General features: G+C 53.2%; 18 protein-coding genes. 3 read left to right on the plus strand and 15 right to left on the minus strand.

The features are described 5' to 3' along the window. The first annotated feature begins 26 nt into the window (after positions 1-26). From BMX66_RS04545 to BMX66_RS04560, 3 genes are all read left to right on the plus strand, one after another. Positions 27-623, plus strand: coding sequence for a peptidylprolyl isomerase (locus BMX66_RS04545; protein ID WP_090878761.1), 597 nt, complete (start codon positions 27-29; stop codon positions 621-623). 60 nt (positions 624-683) lie between these two features. Continuing rightward, positions 684-1175 carry a peptidylprolyl isomerase gene (locus BMX66_RS04550; RefSeq protein ID WP_090878763.1) on the plus strand — a complete coding sequence of 164 codons (492 nt, stop codon included), beginning with the start codon at positions 684-686 and terminating at the stop codon, positions 1173-1175. A 398-nt stretch (positions 1176-1573) separates the two neighbouring features. Then, positions 1574-2389, plus strand: coding sequence for a M48 family metallopeptidase (locus BMX66_RS04560; RefSeq protein WP_090878767.1), 816 nt, complete (start codon positions 1574-1576; stop codon positions 2387-2389). 170 nt (positions 2390-2559) lie between these two features. Here the strand turns inward: BMX66_RS04560 and BMX66_RS04565 are convergent, their stop codons facing one another. From BMX66_RS04565 to BMX66_RS04635, 15 genes are all read right to left on the minus strand, one after another. Beyond that, positions 2560-3738: an O-succinylhomoserine sulfhydrylase gene (locus tag BMX66_RS04565; protein WP_090878769.1), complete on the minus strand. Its 1179-nt coding sequence runs from the start codon at positions 3736-3738 to the stop codon at positions 2560-2562. 172 nt (positions 3739-3910) lie between these two features. After that, positions 3911-5431, minus strand: coding sequence for an amidophosphoribosyltransferase (purF, locus tag BMX66_RS04570; RefSeq protein ID WP_090878771.1), 1521 nt, complete (start codon positions 5429-5431; stop codon positions 3911-3913). Between the two features lie 137 nt (positions 5432-5568). Then, positions 5569-6090: a CvpA family protein gene (locus BMX66_RS04575; protein WP_255398809.1), complete on the minus strand. Its 522-nt coding sequence runs from the start codon at positions 6088-6090 to the stop codon at positions 5569-5571. 55 nt (positions 6091-6145) lie between these two features. Beyond that, entirely contained in the window at positions 6146-6805 is a 660-nt protein-coding gene (locus BMX66_RS04580; protein WP_158593383.1) for an SPOR domain-containing protein, read from the minus strand. Positions 6806-6821: 16 nt separating this feature from the next. Continuing rightward, positions 6822-8159: a bifunctional tetrahydrofolate synthase/dihydrofolate synthase gene (gene folC / locus BMX66_RS04585; RefSeq protein ID WP_090878775.1), complete on the minus strand. Its 1338-nt coding sequence runs from the start codon at positions 8157-8159 to the stop codon at positions 6822-6824. Between the two features lie 31 nt (positions 8160-8190). Further along, positions 8191-9060 carry an acetyl-CoA carboxylase, carboxyltransferase subunit beta gene (accD, locus tag BMX66_RS04590; protein WP_090878777.1) on the minus strand — a complete coding sequence of 290 codons (870 nt, stop codon included), beginning with the start codon at positions 9058-9060 and terminating at the stop codon, positions 8191-8193. A 26-nt stretch (positions 9061-9086) separates the two neighbouring features. Beyond that, on the minus strand, positions 9087-9899 hold the full coding sequence (trpA, locus tag BMX66_RS04595) for a tryptophan synthase subunit alpha (protein ID WP_090878779.1): 813 nt from the start codon (positions 9897-9899) through the stop codon (positions 9087-9089). A 12-nt stretch (positions 9900-9911) separates the two neighbouring features. Then, positions 9912-11108, minus strand: coding sequence for a tryptophan synthase subunit beta (gene trpB / locus BMX66_RS04600; protein ID WP_090878781.1), 1197 nt, complete (start codon positions 11106-11108; stop codon positions 9912-9914). Continuing rightward, positions 11095-11721: a phosphoribosylanthranilate isomerase gene (locus tag BMX66_RS04605; protein ID WP_255398842.1), complete on the minus strand. Its 627-nt coding sequence runs from the start codon at positions 11719-11721 to the stop codon at positions 11095-11097. Before BMX66_RS04605 ends, trpB begins: the two co-directional genes overlap by 14 nt. A 37-nt stretch (positions 11722-11758) precedes the next feature. Continuing rightward, entirely contained in the window at positions 11759-12595 is an 837-nt protein-coding gene (gene truA, locus BMX66_RS04610; protein ID WP_090878786.1) for a tRNA pseudouridine(38-40) synthase TruA, read from the minus strand. A gap of 152 nt (positions 12596-12747) precedes the next feature. After that, complete coding sequence (locus BMX66_RS04615) at positions 12748-14736, minus strand: motility hub landmark protein FimV (protein ID WP_158593384.1); 1989 nt, start codon at positions 14734-14736, stop codon at positions 12748-12750. A gap of 310 nt (positions 14737-15046) precedes the next feature. Next, entirely contained in the window at positions 15047-16159 is a 1113-nt protein-coding gene (asd, locus tag BMX66_RS04620) for an aspartate-semialdehyde dehydrogenase (RefSeq protein ID WP_090878790.1), read from the minus strand. A gap of 55 nt (positions 16160-16214) precedes the next feature. Beyond that, positions 16215-17276 (minus strand): 3-isopropylmalate dehydrogenase, encoded by a 1062-nt coding sequence (gene leuB, locus BMX66_RS04625; RefSeq protein WP_090878792.1) that lies wholly within the window; start codon positions 17274-17276, stop codon positions 16215-16217. A 28-nt stretch (positions 17277-17304) separates the two neighbouring features. Beyond that, complete coding sequence (gene leuD / locus BMX66_RS04630) at positions 17305-17943, minus strand: 3-isopropylmalate dehydratase small subunit (protein ID WP_090878794.1); 639 nt, start codon at positions 17941-17943, stop codon at positions 17305-17307. Between the two features lie 18 nt (positions 17944-17961). Then, the gene (locus tag BMX66_RS04635) at positions 17962-18135 is read right to left on the minus strand and encodes an entericidin A/B family lipoprotein (protein WP_255398810.1); all 174 of its coding nucleotides are present in this window, start codon (positions 18133-18135) and stop codon (positions 17962-17964) included.

Below are 18135 nucleotides of genomic sequence, written 5' to 3' on the forward strand. Positions count from 1 at the left end.
TCTTTTTCCCCCTTACAGGAAACCCCATGCCCATCAATAAAGTTCTCGCGGTGTTCTCACTTCTTTTCTTTAGCGCCGCCACTTACGCCGCCAATCCGCTGGTTGAAATAAAGACCAATTTAGGTAGTATAGTAGTGGAGCTCTACCCTGATAAGGCGCCTAAAACGGTGCAAAATTTTTTAAGCTACGTAAAGGATGACTACTATACCGGGACGGTATTTCATCGTGTCATCCCGGGATTCATGATCCAGGGGGGCGGGTTCGAAAAAACGCTCAAACAAAAACCGGCAAGACCGCCCATCGAGAACGAGGCAGCCAATGGCCTCAGGAATGAGACAGGGACCATTGCAATGGCTCGCACATCGGACCCGCACTCAGCGTCGGCGCAATTTTTTATTAACGTCGCCAATAACGCTTTTCTCAATCATACTGCACCCACAGCCCGGGGTTATGGCTATACCGTGTTTGGAAAAGTCGTAAAAGGAATGGAAGTTGTCAACAGGATTGCCGAGGCGCCTACCGGGCCGGCCGGCCCCTTCCCGGCCGACGTGCCTAACGTGACTGTAGTCATTGAAAAAATAAAACGCATCCCGACAGAGCCTTCGCCGGTGCTGGTACATTGATAAATTAGCCCATTGCTAATTGGTAAATTGGTAAATCAAGCCGCTAGACAAGGAAAAAACATGATCAAACTGCAAACCAATCACGGTCCCATCACGCTCGAACTCGACAACGAAAAAGCCCCGTTAACCGTCCAGAATTTTATAGACTACGTGAAAAGTGGACATTATGATAATACGGTGTTTCACCGGGTTATTGACGGTTTCATGATCCAGGGAGGTGGATTCGAACCGGGCATGAATCAGAAGCCAACCCGCGCACCGATTCAGAACGAGGCGGCCAATGGCCTGAAGAATGAGAAATATTCTGTCGCTATGGCCCGGACATCTGACGTACACTCCGCCACTGCACAGTTTTTTATCAATGTGGCAGACAACGGTTTTCTTGATTACAGCTCACCCACTTCCCAAGGGTTTGGCTACTGCGTGTTCGGAAAGGTGGTGGAAGGCCAGGATGTGGTAGACAAGATCAGACAAGTGAAGACCGGTAATCGAGGCGGCCATCAGAATGTACCATTGGAAGACGTTGTACTGGAGAAGGCGGAAGTGGTTTAAGAGGATAATTTCCTGACACGGAGTGTTGCCTCAAAGCGTACGAAAGGTAATTGCGCGACCCGAGGGTGTTCCTGACCTCCCCCAGCACAGGTGGCTACGGATTATTGAATTCGGACTATCCGCAGCAGTATTCAAAGAGCTGCGATGTCCGCTATGCAGCATTGGCTCAGGCATAGTTTTGTTCGCATTTATCAGCTATGATTTAACCAGGTATCTTCTGCCGGCACTCCTGCCATGCCCGAGCATTCATCCGAGCAAGTGTATTGAACACGAGGAAGAAAACAGCGTTGCCTTCAAGGCAACATTATTGGGCGAAGGCGACGTACAACCGCTCTTGAGTAATCAAATAAAAGCTGCTGATCACGGGAAAGAATATCTAATTCTGTCAGGGGAAAATCATGTCCACTTTTCGCTTCCTTACAGCGGTATCCGTTAGTCTCTTTTTAGTCATCCTAACAGGATGCGCGACGACCACTACGGGCGGTGCGGTTGGCGCAGACCGATCTCAACTGTTGCTCATATCTTCCGAACAACTGGAGCAAACGGCCGCGCAAGGCTATAACCAGCTGAAGTCGGAAGCGGCGGAGCAGGGTGAATTGAATAAGGATAAAAAGATGCTGGAGCGGGTACGGGCGATAGCCCGCCGAATCGAACCGCAAACAGCCGTCTTTCGCAAGGATGCGCCTGGCTGGAAGTGGGAAGTCAATATAATCGACAGCAATCAGCTGAACGCCTTCTGCATGCCCGGCGGCAAAATCATGTTTTATTCCGGACTGATCAATCAGCTCAAACTCACAGATGCGGAAATTGCGGTTGTGATGGGTCATGAAATCGCCCACGCGTTGCGCGAACACTCGCGTGAGCAGGTGTCGCAGGCAATCGCCGCGCAGACAGCGCTGGGAGTAGGGTCCGCGGTGTTTGGCCTCAGTCAGGCTGCGACTGATCTTGCCGGCATTGGCTACCAAGCCTTTATCGCAACCCATTTTAGCCGTACCGACGAGGCTGAAGCTGACCGTATCGGGTTGGAATTGACCGCACGCGCAGGTTACAATCCGCGTGCCGGCGTTACATTATGGCAAAAAATGATGAATGCCAAGAGCGGCGGGCAGTTACCAGAATTCCTGAGCAGTCATCCCGCAGATTCAACCAGGGTCCAACAGATTGAGTCGCTGCTGCCAACCGTTATGCCGCTCTATGAAGCTACGCGCCGCTGAAGCTAAATTACCATTGCAGGTTGTGTAAAACCTGATTCGGATAGCGTTGTGATTTCTACTTTGCTGCAAGACAAGTTTTCCGACAAAGCAATTGAATCATCAGGCATAGGCCAAAGTCGTGAGTACGCGATCTGCGATACGACGAGCGTAAATACGCCGTTGCATCGTTATTACGGGTTCAGCCCTCTTGCCAAATCAGCCTGGAGATCCCTCACCGCTTCCAGCCCGACGGCGATACGCAGCAAACCGTCGGTGATCCCCGCAGCATCCCGGTTTTCCTGACTGATGCGGCCGTGCGTAGTGGTGGCGGGATGGGTAAGCGTACTCTTCGTATCACCCAGATTGGCGGTGATCGAAATCAGGCGAACAGAATCCACAACGCGCCATGCCGCCTCTTTTCCGTTCTTCAGCTCAAATGAAACAATTCCGCCGCCGGTTTTCTGTTGGCGTTTGGCAAGCTCATACTGAGGATGCGAAGGTAAGCCAGGGTAATGAACTCTCGCCACGCTGGGCTGTGCTTCCAGCCAGCGGGCAATTTGCAGGGCATTTGCGGAATGGGCATCCATACGAATTTTGAGAGTTTCCATTCCTTTCAGAATTACCCACGCATTGAAGGGGCTCAGGCTCGGCCCGGCAGTGCGCAGGAAGCCGAATATTCCTTTGTCCATCACCAGATCACGCCTGCCGAGAACCGCACCGCCCAACACCCTCCCCTGGCCCTCAAGATATTTGGTCGCCGAGTGAATCACAAGATCGGCGCCCAAATCCAACGGCCTCTGCAGCGCCGGCGAACAGAAGCAGTTATCCACGGCAAGCCATGCACCGGCTTTTTTTGCCACGGCGGCAAGCGCGGCGATGTCCGAAATCTCAGTAAGCGGGTTCGACGGCGTTTCTATAAACAGCAGTTTTGTGCCAGGTTTTACCGCCGCCTCCCATGCCGCGATGTCGGTGGCGGAAACAAACGTCGTGTCGATATTGAAACGTTTGAGGATATTATTGAACAGGCTCACTGTCGCGCCGAACAGGCTGCGCGATGCAACGATGTGATCCCCAGCGGAAAGAAGTCCCATCACGCAGGCGAGGATGGCTGACATACCGGAGGAAGTGGCCACACAGGCTTCCGCCCCTTCCAGCGCTGCAAGCCGCTCCTGGAAAGCGGTGACCGTGGGGTTGGTAAAACGCGAATAGATATTGCCCGGCTCCGCATCGGAAAAGCGTGCCGCGGCCTGGGCAGCGCTATCGAATACGAAACTTGAGGTAAGGTACAAGGCCTCCGAGTGTTCGTTGAATTGGCTGCGATGGATTCCCGTGTGTAACGCCAGGGTCTCCAGCTCAAAATCATCAGACATGCGAATCTCCTTCAAAAAAACCCGTCCAGCATTCGCCAAAACGGGTTCTTTCCCGCTTTAGCCGAATTTATAATGCGCCCGCAAGCTGAATATCAAATCGGCGCACACAAGCCGAATGTCGAATGACACTCGCAATTAAATTACGCCCGGCAATCGTTTTTGTCAAATCCCATTAATCCGCTGTCACCAGATTCAAGTCCAACTGCGTACTGGATCGGACTCGCGACAAAGGCGCCCCCCCGCTGCGTTGCGCTTCAAGAATGGCCAGATATTCCGCGGTGACATCACCGGTAATGTAATGTCCATCGAAACATGAAGTTTCATAATGGGTAATTGACGGATTGACTCGGCATACGTCCTTTATGAGGGAATCGATATCCTGGTATACAAGATGGTCGGCGCCGATCTCCCGGCAGATCTCATCTTCGTTCCGGCCGGTAGCGATAAGTTCCTCTTGTGTCGGCATATCAATCCCATAAACATTTGGATATCTCACCGGTGGTGCGGCGGAGGCAAAATATACCTTGTGGGCGCCAGCCTCCTGCGCCATTTGCACAATTTCACGGCTAGTGGTGCCGCGCACGATCGAGTCGTCCACCAGCAGTACATTTTTACCGCGAAATTCAACGCTCATGGCATTGAGCTTCTGCCGAACCGATTTGCGCCGCTGCTGCTGGCCCGGCATGATAAAGGTCCGTCCAATATAGCGGTTCTTGACGAATCCTTCACGGAAGCTTACTCCCAGACGATTGGCAAGCTGCAGGGCGCTGGGACGGCTCGAATCGGGAATGGGTATTACCACATCAATGTCCAGATGCCGCATGGTTGTGGCAATTTTGTCGGCCAGACTCTCACCCATGTTAAGCCGCGTCTCATATACCGAAATACCGTCTATGACGGAATCCGGCCGCGCCAAATAAACATACTCGAAAATACAAGGATTATGCGTTGGATTGTCGGCGCATTGTTTATTGTTAAAATTACCGCTCTCATCGATAAAAATCGCTTCGCCGGGCGCAACATCACGCACCAGCTTAAAACCCAGCGTATCGAGCGCCACGCTCTCGGACCCCACCAGGTAGTCCATCCCATGCTCCGTCTCGGCACAACCGAACACCAACGGACGGATGCCATAAGGATCGCGAAACGCAAGCAAGCCATATCCTGCAATCATGGCTACCACTGCGTAGGCGCCCCGGCAGCGCTGGTGCACCCTCGATACGGCCGCGAAAATGGCAGCGGGATCGAGCTGATGGTTCTTCGTGCTTCTTTGTAACTCATGGGCCAGTACGTTGAGCAATACTTCTGAATCCGAATTGGTATTGACGTGGCGAAGATCCTCCCGGAACAATTCCTCATTGAGTTGTGTCGCATTCGTGAGATTACCGTTATGCCCAAGCACGATGCCGAATGGCGAGTTGACATAAAACGGCTGTGCCTCCGACGGTGATTCGGCGGAGCCGGCGGTAGGATACCGCACATGACCAATACCCATGTTGCCAAGCAGAGCGCGCATATTCCGGGTGCGGAATACATCCCTCACCATCCCGCTGCCCTTGTGCATATGAAAAGTATTATCCATGGCGGTAACGATGCCAGCGGCATCCTGCCCGCGATGTTGCAGCACCAGCAGTCCGTCATATAGCAACTGGTTGACAGGGGTTTGTGCGACGAGACCCAGAATTCCACACATGATTGCGCTCCGCAAAGATCGCTTAGATTAACGCTACACGAAAAAGGGTAAAGAAACTTCCCGGATGTTTGTACACTGGCACAGAAGAATAAGTTTTTCGGACCGCGTTTACTTTACCTGGATTGCCCATTCGCTCACTACTCATGCTTCAGTTTCACATAGCTGATGCGACTTGACAGATCTTGCGGCAGCCAGGGTATCACCATCATCGCCGCTGTTTCCAGTGGCTTGCTCAACACGGCTTTCTTCCAGAACGGCTCCTGCGGCAAGGCGGTGAATCCCGCAGCCAGTACCATCAATAACACCACCAGCAGACCACGCGCGAAACCAAACAGTGAACCGATGAATCTGTCGGTAAATCCGAGTCCCACGGTTTTTACCAAAGCCGACATCAACATGGTAATCAGGCCCATTGCCAGCAATGACGAAAGAAACAAGGCGGAAAATGCCAGCAATAGACGCAGCGATTCGCCAGCTACGCTGGAAGGCAGCAGTGGCGCAAATCCGGCTGCAAAGGAATTCGCCACCATAAATGCAACGACCCAGCCAGCGAGCGATAATATTTCGCGCACTACGCCTCGCACCACACTTAACAAAATTGATAGAACAAGTATGGCAAGGACGGAATAGTCGAAGATCGTCAAATCATCCGTAAACATGAAAACTTACAAAGCGCGGTTTGCCTTTTGCCCGTAGCGTAATCTCATCAGATGCTTATTTCTCTGTCACTACGCCCTTGAATCCCAATTTCTTCAATTTCTCGCGTGTACTTTCCGCTTCCTCCCGCGTGCGGAAAGAGCCCACCCGCACACGCGTTATTTCCCCCTTGCCGGCCTTAACTGTTTCAGTATAGGCATTGGCGTCCGTCTGCGCTTTGATATCCTTCGATACCAGGCTTTGCAGCTGCTGCTTCGCCTTTACCGGGTCGGAAAAAGCGCCTAATTGTACGACAAACAGGTTGGCGTCATTGGCAGCTACGGTAGTTTTGGCAAGCGCCGATTCAATCTTCGGCTCGGAACTTCGCCCTTCTGTAACAGCGTCCTGCTTCTCTACGGATTCCTTTAAGGATTGGACAGGTTTTGCGGGTGACGACCGGGAAGCTATCTGATCTTCCTGCTGTATTCCAGTTGCAGAATTTCCGGGGGCGGCTGTAACGGGTGCTTCTGTAGTGGGAGCGGTTTCAGGAGCAAGTTCGCCTGGCGAGTCTTCGGAAGGTATGCGAATTTCGATTTCGTGGCTTCGCTGCTCCGGTTTGCTATCGAGCACCATCGGCAGAATTACAACCGCTGCGATCACCAGCGTAATTGCGCCGACGAGACGTCTTCTGGCGCGTTTCCTTAGCTGAATTTCTTCTTCGCTGACGGTCTTTGCCATTTGAACTTGCTTGATTCTAACCGTGCTCAACAGTTTTCCGGCGCCGCATGTTCTGGTACCGCAATACTTCCGCCACGGTATGGAATGAGCCGAAAACGCAGATTCTATCATTTCTGGCTGCCTGCTCACAGGCAAATGCATAGGCTGCGGCAGGATCGGGAAATCTGCGGATCGCCTCCTCTCCCCCTTCCTTCACTACACCCGCCTCTTCCAAGGCCTGAGCCACCTCATCGGACGTAGCACCGCGCGGCGCACTGATGCCCGCCGCCAGCCATGTATCCACTCTGCTCCCAAGCGCCCGCGCTACGCCAATGATGTCCTTATCTTTGAGCATTGCGAATACGGCATAGGTTTTTTGATAGAGCCCCACGCTGTCCAGGCTCGAAGCCAAAGCATGCGCGGCGCCTGGATTATGCGCTACATCCAGCACGGTTACCGGCCGCCCGGGCAATACCTGGAACCGCCCCGGCCATACTACGTCCAGCAAACCCTGGCGTATGTCACTCATCGTTATCGGTGCACGATCCCTGATGGAATCCAGCGCGGCCAGGCTGGCACTGGCATTGCGCAGCTGATAGGCCCCCCGCAAGGCGGGATAGGGAAGCGCATGGCGCTTTCCGCCGCTCCCCCAATAACTCCATCCGGCTGCATCAATACCGATCGAGTACCCGAAGTGTTCGCCGATATGCATTAAATTTGCACCGACCGCATTCGCATGACGATACACACTTCCAGGAATGTCCGGTTCCGCGCAGACCGCAGCTTTTCCGCTCCTGAAAATACCCGCCTTCTCGAACCCGATTTCCTCGCGGGTGTTGCCCAGATAATCCATATGATCGAAGTCCACACTGGTGAGTACCGCACAATCGGCGTCAAAAATATTAACTGCATCCAGTCGCCCGCCCAGTCCCACCTCCAGAATCGCGATCTCCACTTCAACCTGGCTGAACAATTGCATCGCCGCCAGCGTGCCGAACTCGAAATAAGTCAGAGTAACGCCGCTGCGGATTCGTGCCGATTCGACCATTTGAAAGGCATTGCACAACGCTTCGTCGCTTGCTTCCTGGCGGCCTATCCGCACCCGCTCGTTGTAACGCAATAAATGCGGTGAGGTGTAGCAACCCACGCGATATCCGGCATTGCTTAGAATTGCCTCCATCATGGCGCAGGAAGACCCTTTCCCATTAGTGCCACCCACTGTAATGATGGGGAACGAGGGAACAAGACCCAGCTCGACCCTGACGCGGCTTACTCGCTCCAGGCCCATCTCGATAGTCCTGGGATGAATACTTTCGAGGCGGAGCAACCAATCGGAAAGCGTTCTGGATTCCGGATGGGGCACGTTCGTTCCCATCGCTATACCCCCGCTTGAATGTGGAGAGACGTCAAGATGCCGGCGGAGAGGTGCGCATCAGCAATGTGCAGAGGTTGGCAATCTTGTCGCGCATACGCCGGCGATCGACTATCATATCTATCGCTCCATGTTCCAACAGGAATTCGGAACGCTGAAATCCTTCCGGCAGCGTTTGCCGCACCGTCTGTTCGATAACACGCGGGCCCGCAAATCCGATCAGCGCCCCTGGCTCGGCGATTACGACGTCACCAATAAAAGCAAAACTGGCCGATACTCCGCCCATGGTAGGGTCTGTCAGCACCGAGATAAACGGCAGCTGTTCCCGGCTCAACTGGGTAAGCACCGCCGTTGTTTTGGCCATTTGCATTAACGATAGCAATCCTTCCTGCATGCGCGCGCCGCCGCTGGCGGCAAAACATACAAAAGCCAGGCGCTGTTCGACGCATGTCTGCACCCCGCGCACAAAGCGCTCGCCCACCGCTGAGCCCATCGAGCCGCCCATGAAACCGAATTCGAACGTCGCCGCCACCAAAGGTACGGTCTTGACGCTGCCTTGCATCACCACCAGGGCGTCATCTTCATCCGTTTCTTTTTTCGCCTCTGATAACCGGTCGATATAGCGTTTGCTATCCTTGAATTTGAGCGGATCCAGAGAATGAACTTCCCGGCCGATCTCATGGCGTCCCTCGGCGTCAAGAAACAGATCCAAGCGCACCCGGCCGGAAATGCGGTTGTGGTGATTGCACTTGGGGCAGACGTTGAGATTGTTTCCCAGATCGGAGTAATAAAGCACCGCTTCGCAGGATGCGCACTTGCTCCACAGCCCCTCGGGCACAGCCTTTTTTTCGCCACTTTCCTTGCGCTTGATTTTCGGCGGAAGAAGTTTCTGAAACCAGCTCATAGATTGGTGAGTTTAATGACAGCTAACTAGTGTTTGGAACCGGCTTCGTCAATGGCGCTACGAAGGCTTCTTACCAGACGATATACATTCGTCAATATATTTTCTTTGGCTGAATTTTCAATTTCTTCGATAATACGACTGCCTACCACGACCGCGTCGGCGAGTTCTGCCACCGCCTTGGCGGCCATGCTGTCTCGTATGCCAAAACCAACACCAATGGGAATGGGGATACGGGAACGGAGCCGGATCAATTTATCGGCTACGTCGCGCAGGTCAAGATTTGCGGCGCCGGTTACGCCCTTGAGAGAAACATAATAAACATACCCCTGCGCCATTTTCGCTACCTGTTCGACGCGCGCCTGCGGGGTCGTGGGAGAAAGCAGAAAAATTGCGTCGATCTGCTGGCGGTTGAGATGTTCGACCCATTCTTCAGATTCTTCCGGCGGATAATCCACCGTCAACACCCCATCTATGCCCGATGCTTTTGCTCTTGCCGCAAATGTCTCATAACCCATCGCTTCTACTGGATTAGCATAGCCCATCAGCACTACCGGTGTGCCGGTATCGTCTTTTCTGAATTCCTCCACCATTGACAGCACATCCTTCAAGCCAACCCCATACTTGAGCGCACGCTCAGAAGATCGCTGAATAGTTGGCCCATCAGCCATGGGATCGGAAAACGGAACCCCCAGCTCAAGGATGTCGGCGCCGGCCTTCACCAGCTCATGCATCAACGGAACCATCAAGGCGGGTTCGGGATCGCCCGCGGTAATGAAGGGAATCAGCGCCTTCCTGTTTTGCTGGCGCAGCTTGTCAAATACGGTGGTAATACGGGACATGAGTGGCGGTTTTCAGAAGGTAATATCGGATGCTTGCGCCACAGTAGCCATATCCTTGTCTCCGCGCCCAGAGAGATTCACCAACAGCAGTTTATCCCTGGCGAGCGTGGGCGCGAGCTGGGCGGCATAAGCCAGCGCATGGCTTGACTCAAGCGCCGGTATGATACCCTCATAATGGCACAGGGCATGGAATGCCTCCAGCGCCTGGTCGTCGGTTATTCCGATATATTCCGCACGATTGCTGTCCTTGAGCCACGCGTGTTCCGGTCCCACACCGGGATAATCCAAACCGGCTGAGATGGAGTGGGTCTCGATAATCTGTCCATTCTCATCCTGAATCAGATAGGTGCGATTTCCATGCAATACACCCGGCCTCCCTTGTGTCAGGGCAGCAGCGTGCTGGCCGCTCTCGATTCCGCGCCCTGCCGCTTCCACGCCGATCATGCGGATAGCGCTGTCCAGATAGGGATAAAACAAGCCAATGGCATTTGATCCGCCACCCACGCAGGCAATTAACGCGTCAGGCTGCCGGCCATATTCTTCCTGCATCTGCGTCATTGCCTCGCGACCAATGATAGCCTGAAAATCACGTACCATCATAGGATAGGGATGCGGTCCCGCAACGGTGCCAATAATATAAAAAGTATCTGTAATATTGGTTACCCAGTCGCGCATGGCTTCATTGAGTGCATCCTTCAATGTTCTCGAGCCCGATTCGACCGGGATCACGGTGGCTCCCAGAAGCTTCATCCGATAAACATTGGCAGCCTGTCGCTCCACGTCCACGGAGCCCATGTAAACGATGCATTTCATGCCATAGCGTGCGGCGACCGTGGCGCTGGCAACGCCGTGCTGTCCTGCACCCGTCTCAGCGATCACCCGGGATTTACCCATGCGCCTGGCGAGGAGCGCCTGCCCGATAGCGTTGTTGATTTTATGCGCGCCGGTATGATTCAGATCTTCCCTTTTCAGTAGAATCTGCGCACCACCCAAATGTTCCGACCATCTTTTTGCATGATAAATAGGACTGGGACGTCCCACGTAGTGCTTTAATTCATAGGCAAATTCGGCCTGAAAATCAGCATCGTTTCGATAGCGGTCATACTGAATGCGCAAATCCTCCAGCGCTGAAATCAGCGTTTCAGCAACAAATATGCCGCCATACGGTCCAAAATGACCCCGGCTATCCGGAAGATCATAAACTTTCACTGATTCGAACTCCTTGCATGAAAGCAGAAATTTTTTCGACGTCCTTGATACCCTTGGCCGATTCCACGCCGCTTGATACGTCCACCGCCCAAGGGCGGGCCTGCCGAATCGCCTCTGTAATGTTGCCACTGTGCAGCCCGCCCGAAAGAATCAGCGGCAGGGGTAAATGCCGGGGAATCAAATTCCAGTCAAATGCATGCCCGGTTCCACCCGGCTCGCCTTCAACATAGGTATCAAGCAGCAATCCTCTGGCTCTGGCATAACGGGTTGCGTATTGTAGCAAATCTACCCCCTCTCTGACTCGCACAGCCTTTATATAAGGCAGCGCAAATTGTCCGCAAAATTCCGGGGACTCATTGCCATGAAATTGCAATAAATTCAGACCTGCCACAGAGGAAGTTTCTTCCACCAGGTCCCGGTCGGGATCCACATACACGCCTACTGCGGTAGTGAATGCCGGAAGCGCGGTGACAATTTCGCGGGCTTTTGCCGGCGTGATATAACGCGCGCTTCGCCGCCAGAATACAAGCCCAATGGCGCTTGCGCCAAGGCGTACCGCTGCCAGCGCATCCTCAACGCGCGTTATGCCGCAAATCTTTACTCGGACTGGCATAGCGGCAGCTTTTGCTTCTCTGGTTTCCGGACCTGATTCATTCATTCGGCTTATCGGTGATGATGCAATTAGCGGGGCCGCTCATCCTGGGCAATGCCATCGCAAGCGGCGAATCGGCAAAGGCGGGAAGCTTCCATTTGGCATCATAGGTGACTCCCGCCAAGTATAAGCCCGCCGCAGGAAAAGTCGGGGCGGCATCGATCCGTTTACGGCCCTTGAGCAGGGCATCTATCCATTCCGCGGGATATTTGCCCTTGCCCACATAAATCAGGCAGCCGACGATATTACGCACCATGTGATGCAAAAATGCATTGGCGCGTAATTCAAACAGGATGATGTCTCCCTGCCGTGTGATTTTCAATTTCGTCAGATTTCGTACAGGAGACTTGGCCTGGCACTCGGCGGCCCGAAAGGCGCTGAAATCGTGCTCGCCCAACAGCATTTTCGCCCCAGCCCGCATGGATTCAAGATCAAGAACCTGGTGAAACCAGCCAATCTTGCCGCAATAAAGCCCGGGGCGGATGGGATGGTTCAATAAAAGATAAAGATAGCATCGTTCAAGGGCACAATAGCGGGCATGGAATTCATCCGGAACTTGCGATGCCCACTGAACTGCAATACTGCCAGGTATCAGCGCATTGACTCCGCGAACCCAGGCGCTCATCGGCCGCTTCGCATGGGTATCGAAATGCAGCACCTGATACGAGGCATGAACCCTCGCATCGGTGCGTCCCGCTGCAACCACCCGGATATCATGACCAGCGATTTTCGACAACGCCGCTTCCACAGTATCCTGCACAGAGCCGCCTGATCGCTGGCTTTGCCAACCGCAAAAATTGCTGCCATCATACTCCAGCACCAGCGCGATTCTCACTGTACACTCACTGAACACGCATCATGGTAGTTATTATAACCGTGGGGCCGGCATGAGCTTATTCAGAGTTTCCCAAGCAAATTTTGCGACAGAAACAGGAATCGAAAAGGTGGGAGGCCGGGGCGCCGGAAACAATTAAATCCGATTTTGCCTTATTCTGATACCGCGCCCCGCAAATTCGCCAACATCATTCTTGCCCTATCCTGCTGCCGCGCGTCACCCTCCAGCATCACTTCCTGAAGAACTTGCATCGCGGCATCCTTGTCATCCATTTCCTGATAAGCTCGGGCAAGATCAATCTTGGAAACTATTTCATGCCAGTAAGGACTTTCTGCCGCAAACCCGTTTCTCGCCGGATCCGACGATTTGGCAAAGTTTGCGTCGTCCATATTCAAATCAATGTCAGTCAAGCGGCGTTCTTCCAGGCGAACGGGAGCAGACACCCATGGAGCATGTTCCGATGAATTGCCAAGTGTCCAGGGCTTCTCCGATTGATCAGGATCGTCTACCAGGACATCCTCGACAGTTTCCATGGTTTGAATATCGTTATGGTCTGGATAACAAGTTCCGCATTTAGCTGCCGGACCTGCCCCATCAGCCGCCGCGACAGTACTTGTTCCCTGGCTCATGACGGAGGCAACCGCTTTATCGTGCACTGCTGGGTCGAGAATGGGAGGGATTATATCCTCATTACCAGGTCCCGCCTCCCTGGGCCGACGTGCCATGGAGACCCCGACTATACCAGTAATCAAAAGAACAAGCGCGCCGCCAAGGTATTCGATATTCGCAGTCAGATCTTCGACCATACTCTTGATATGTGTGCGCGGGGTACGGTTAGTATCATCCCCTTGCTGATCAGCTGGCGATGCAGCTTGCACGGATTTGGCGAGCTCCATCGGTTCATCCGTGGCCGAAGCTATTGTTGATTTCTCCATGGGATCGGCTCTGGTATCCAGGGACGCGGATTGGGATTCTGAAGCAGCAAAAAGGGTTGATGCCGCCACAACCGGATCAGCAGGGTTGAACAGCCGGATAGCTTCTGCCCGCTTCTGCATGTCCGCCAAGGCTGGGTTTCTCAACTCCAGCAGGCGTTGTAATTCCTCAATATTTTTCTCAAGCAACGCAATACGCTCATTGGCTTCGCGGATTGATCCGTGCTTTGCTATGGCATCCTCTTCCATCGCCACGAATCCGTCCTGTCCATCTACCTTTCCGCGCGCTTTACCTTTACCATCTACGCTGTCGTCCACGTAACCACCAAGGTTGGTTGCAGCATCAAGTATCGCTTCGCCTTTGGAAAGCTTTAATACCTCTCGGGGCGGCTCTTGAGCTGAAGGTGGATCTACCTCGGCAGGCGGATCGATCTTTCCGGCAGCTGTTTGATTCAGTTCTTCGTCCAAGCCCTCAGCATCTCCAGACTTCCGGCGGTTCCAATCTGCGGTCTGCATTTTTACTTCCTGATTAGCCTCTGCTCGGCTTATCGTACCGATTTCATTCTTATCCGGCATTCTCAGAATCGGCCCTGCCTTAAGCTGGTGCATGTTGTCACCGATGAAAGCGTTGCGATTTGCGCGGTGCAGAGCGACCAGTATCTGATTAAAACTTGCCCCAGGCGGAGGAGTGATATTTTTCGCTATTTCAGCCAAGGTATCGCCCGGCTTTACCGGGCCATAAACGGTATTAGCCTTGCTGACCGAGGCTGACGCTGGCGTTCCTTCGTGCCTGTTTGACAGATCCGATTTGCCCGCAGCCTGTTCAGCTTTACCGGAGATAGCGGGTGCCGCTTGAGTTGCCGGGCCTGCCTGCGAATACACATCATTCTCCGACGAAGAGAGTAGAACAGTGTATTCGCGCAGCAACCGTCCTGACGACCAGTTCAATTCAACCAGCATGTTCAGCAATGGTTCGGCGATTGGCTGCGGAGAAAAAATCCTGACGTAGGGCTGGCCGTCGGAACGCGTTTCGATGCTCGATTTAAATGTAGAAAGCAGGGGCGAATAATCTACTTTTGCCTGATGGAAGGTATCTTTTGGGGCAAGACGAGCCGTTAGAGAATATTTCTCTTCTTTTTTTACCGCAACCAGATCGATTTCGGCTTTGAATGGCTGACCCGGAGCGGAGATGATGGTTAGTCTGCCCAAGCCCGCCGCATACGTCGCTCCTGGCGACATGATCGCAATTAAAAGTAAACAGGCTTTAGAAGCAGGCTTCCACACAGCAGTATTCTCAAGAAGGCGTATGGATTAGTGTCGTAGCGGAACTGACAAGAAGTAACACTTTTGCTGGAGTTTGTCTTTTACTAACCGTATTGGCAAGTTTTATGACCAAACCTTGCTCACAGCAAGAAGAAGTATTGCCGCAGAATTACCAAGCAGCGAACTTCGCTAGTCAGCAGAGCTCACGGCGGTTATCAAGCTTCTTTATTAAGCAACGAAAAAATTCTATCTATACTCAGGCTTCCACAAGGATTCTCAACATCCTGCGCAACGGTTCTGCCGCGCCCCACAGCAGCTGATCTCCTACTGTGAATGCCGAAAGATATTCTCCTCCCATGGCAAGCTTACGCAACCGCCCTACTGGTATGGTCAACTTCCCGGTCACTGCGGCCGGAGTCAATTCTTTCAGAGTACTCTCGCGCTCATTGGGAATAACCCGTACCCAGCTGTTGGAAGCGGCAAGAATATCCTCGATCTCATCCAGTGGAACATCCTTCTTCAGCTTGACAGTCAGTGCCTGACTATGACAACGCATTGCACCCACACGAACGCATATACCGTCAATGGGAACGGTGTTGCCTGCGCGCCCCAGGATCTTATTGGTTTCGGATTGGCCTTTCCATTCTTCCCGCGTCTGCCCATTACCAAGATCCTTATCTATCCAGGGAATGAGACTGCCCGCCAGGGGCACACCGAAATTCTCTGTCGGAAAACTTCCGTTGCGCAGCGTTCCCGCAACTTCCCGATCGATGTCCAGTATTCCCGCAGCCGGGTCGTCCAGCAAATTTTTCGCCACGCGATGCGCTTCACCCATCTGCAGCAGTAATTCCCGCATGTTCTGCGCGCCCGCACCAGAAGCCGCCTGATAAGTCATGGCGCTCATCCATTCGACCATATCTTCTTCGAACAATCCACCCACGGCCATCAGCATCAGGCTCACCGTACAATTGCCCCCGATGTAGTTCTTTACGTCATTGTGCAACGCCTGTTCAATAACCGGCCGGTTGACGGGGTCGAGTATGATGATCGCATCCTGTCCCATGCGCAATGTAGAGGCCGCATCAATCCAGTAACCTTTCCACCCCGCCTGGCGCAGCTTGGGGAAAATCGCGCTGGTATAATCCCCACCCTGACAGGAAATAAGGATATCCATCGACTTGAGCTCGTCTATATCGTGCGCATCCTTGAGCGAGGATGTCTCCTGGCCGATATCCGGACCTTTTCCGCCCTTTTGGGACGTAGAGAAAAATGCCGGCTCAACCAATGCAAAATCATTTTCTTCCCGCATTCGCTGCATGAGTACTGAACCTACCATGCCGCGCCAGCCAATAAAACCAACTCGTTTCATCGATCGCCTCTCTCCAGGATAACTGTTCCTGGTCTCTTCCATGTCTGATCTATATTTATATGTTCGCCAGAATCGCGTCGCCCATTGCCGCAGTGCCGACCTTTTTCGTTCCCGGTTCGTAAATGTCCTGGGTTCGATATCCGCTAGCCAGCACTTTTTTTACCGCGCTCTCAATGCGCGATGCTCCCGCTTCCTCATCGAACGTATAGCGGAGCATCATCGCCGCTGACAATATTGTTGCCAAGGGGTTGGCCGCATCTTTGCCAGCGATGTCAGGCGCGGAACCGTGGATTGGCTCATAGAGGCCCTTGTTACGATCATCCAGCGATGCCGATGGCAACATCCCGATTGAGCCCGTCAGCATGGAAGCCTCATCCGACAAAATATCGCCGAACATGTTACCCGTCACCACCACGTCGAATTGCCTGGGGTTGCGTACCAGCTGCATGGCGGCATTATCCACCAGCATGTGCGAGAGTTCCACGTCGGGATAGTCTTGCGCCGTCTCGGTCACTACGTCGCGCCACAATTGCGTGCATTCGAGCACATTCATTTTATCCACTGAGCAAAGCCTGCGATTACGTTTGCGTGCCGCCTGAAAAGCCACTTTGGCAATTCTGCGAATCTCGGCTTCGCTATAAATCATGGTGTTGTAACCAACACGTTGCCCGCGCCGCTGCTCAATACCCCGCGGTTCGCCGAAATAGATATCACCGGTTAACTCGCGAACGATGAGAATATCCAATCCCATCACGACTTCGGGCTTTAGCGTCGACGCATTGGCGAGTTCAGGATAAAGTACCGCCGGACGAAGATTGGCAAACAAGTTCAGCGTTTTGCGTATACTGAGGAGACCTTGTTCCGGTCGTTGTTCGCGCGGCAGGGTGTCATATTGCGGACCCCCTACAGCACCCAGCATCACAGCGTCCGCATCCGAGACAAGCCTGCGCGTCGCCTCTGGAAATGGTTCGCCGGTTGCATCTACCGCACATCCGCCTAGCAACCCCGGTTCCAGTTCAAACTTTAACCCGTCACTTCGCAGTGCTTCCAGGACTCGAACCGCCTGAGCGACGATTTCCGGGCCGATACCATCTCCGGCCAGGATTGCTATTTTCATAAAATCCTTTTAGACCGGTAACAATGCTTCATGCAAACAACCATGGCTGGGCTGCGCGACGCTTTTCCTCGAATGCCTTGATTTTGTCAGCTTGCTGCAACGTCAGTCCAATTTCATCCAGGCCATTCAGCAGGCTATGTTTGCGAAACGGATCGATATCGAACAAGAAAGACTGGCCGGCCGGTGTCGTCACAGACTGGCCCTGCAAATTAACCATTAGCCGATAGCCTTCGCTTGCTTCTACTTCGCGGAAAAGCTGATCAACGTTATTTGCATCGAGCGCAATGGGAAGCAGACCGATCTTGAAGCAATTGTTGAAAAAAATGTCGGCAAAACTGGGTGCGATAATTACCTGAAAGCCGTAATCCTGAAGCGCCCAGGGCGCATGTTCGCGGCTCGAACCACAGCCGAAATTCGCGCGCGCAAGCAATATTTGCGCACCACGATATCGCGGCAGGTTTAGTATGAAATCCGGGTTGGGCTTACGTCGGGCCGCGTCCATGCCAGGCTCGCCGTGGTCCAGATAACGCCATTCATCGAACAGATTCTGCCCGAAACCGGATCGTTTGATGGATTTCAGAAACTGCTTGGGAATGATGGCGTCGGTATCCACATTGGCGCGATCAAGCGGCGCCACCAATCCGTCGCAGAAATCAAATTTTTTCACTTGTTAGTTAATCGATACCTATTTTGCCTGTTTCTCCAACGCTTCACCGCCACTCTGAACATCCTTGCCCAGGCCCTGCATGGTATGACAGGCGGACAAACCAAAAGCAGCAATCAAGGCAACCATTACCGTCAGCATTCTCATCATAATCCCCTTTTGTAGTAAAAAAATACGACCCATTTTTTGTTGCAT

This window comes from Nitrosovibrio sp. Nv6 (genome assembly GCF_900110495.1).
Taxonomy (GTDB): domain Bacteria; phylum Pseudomonadota; class Gammaproteobacteria; order Burkholderiales; family Nitrosomonadaceae; genus Nitrosospira.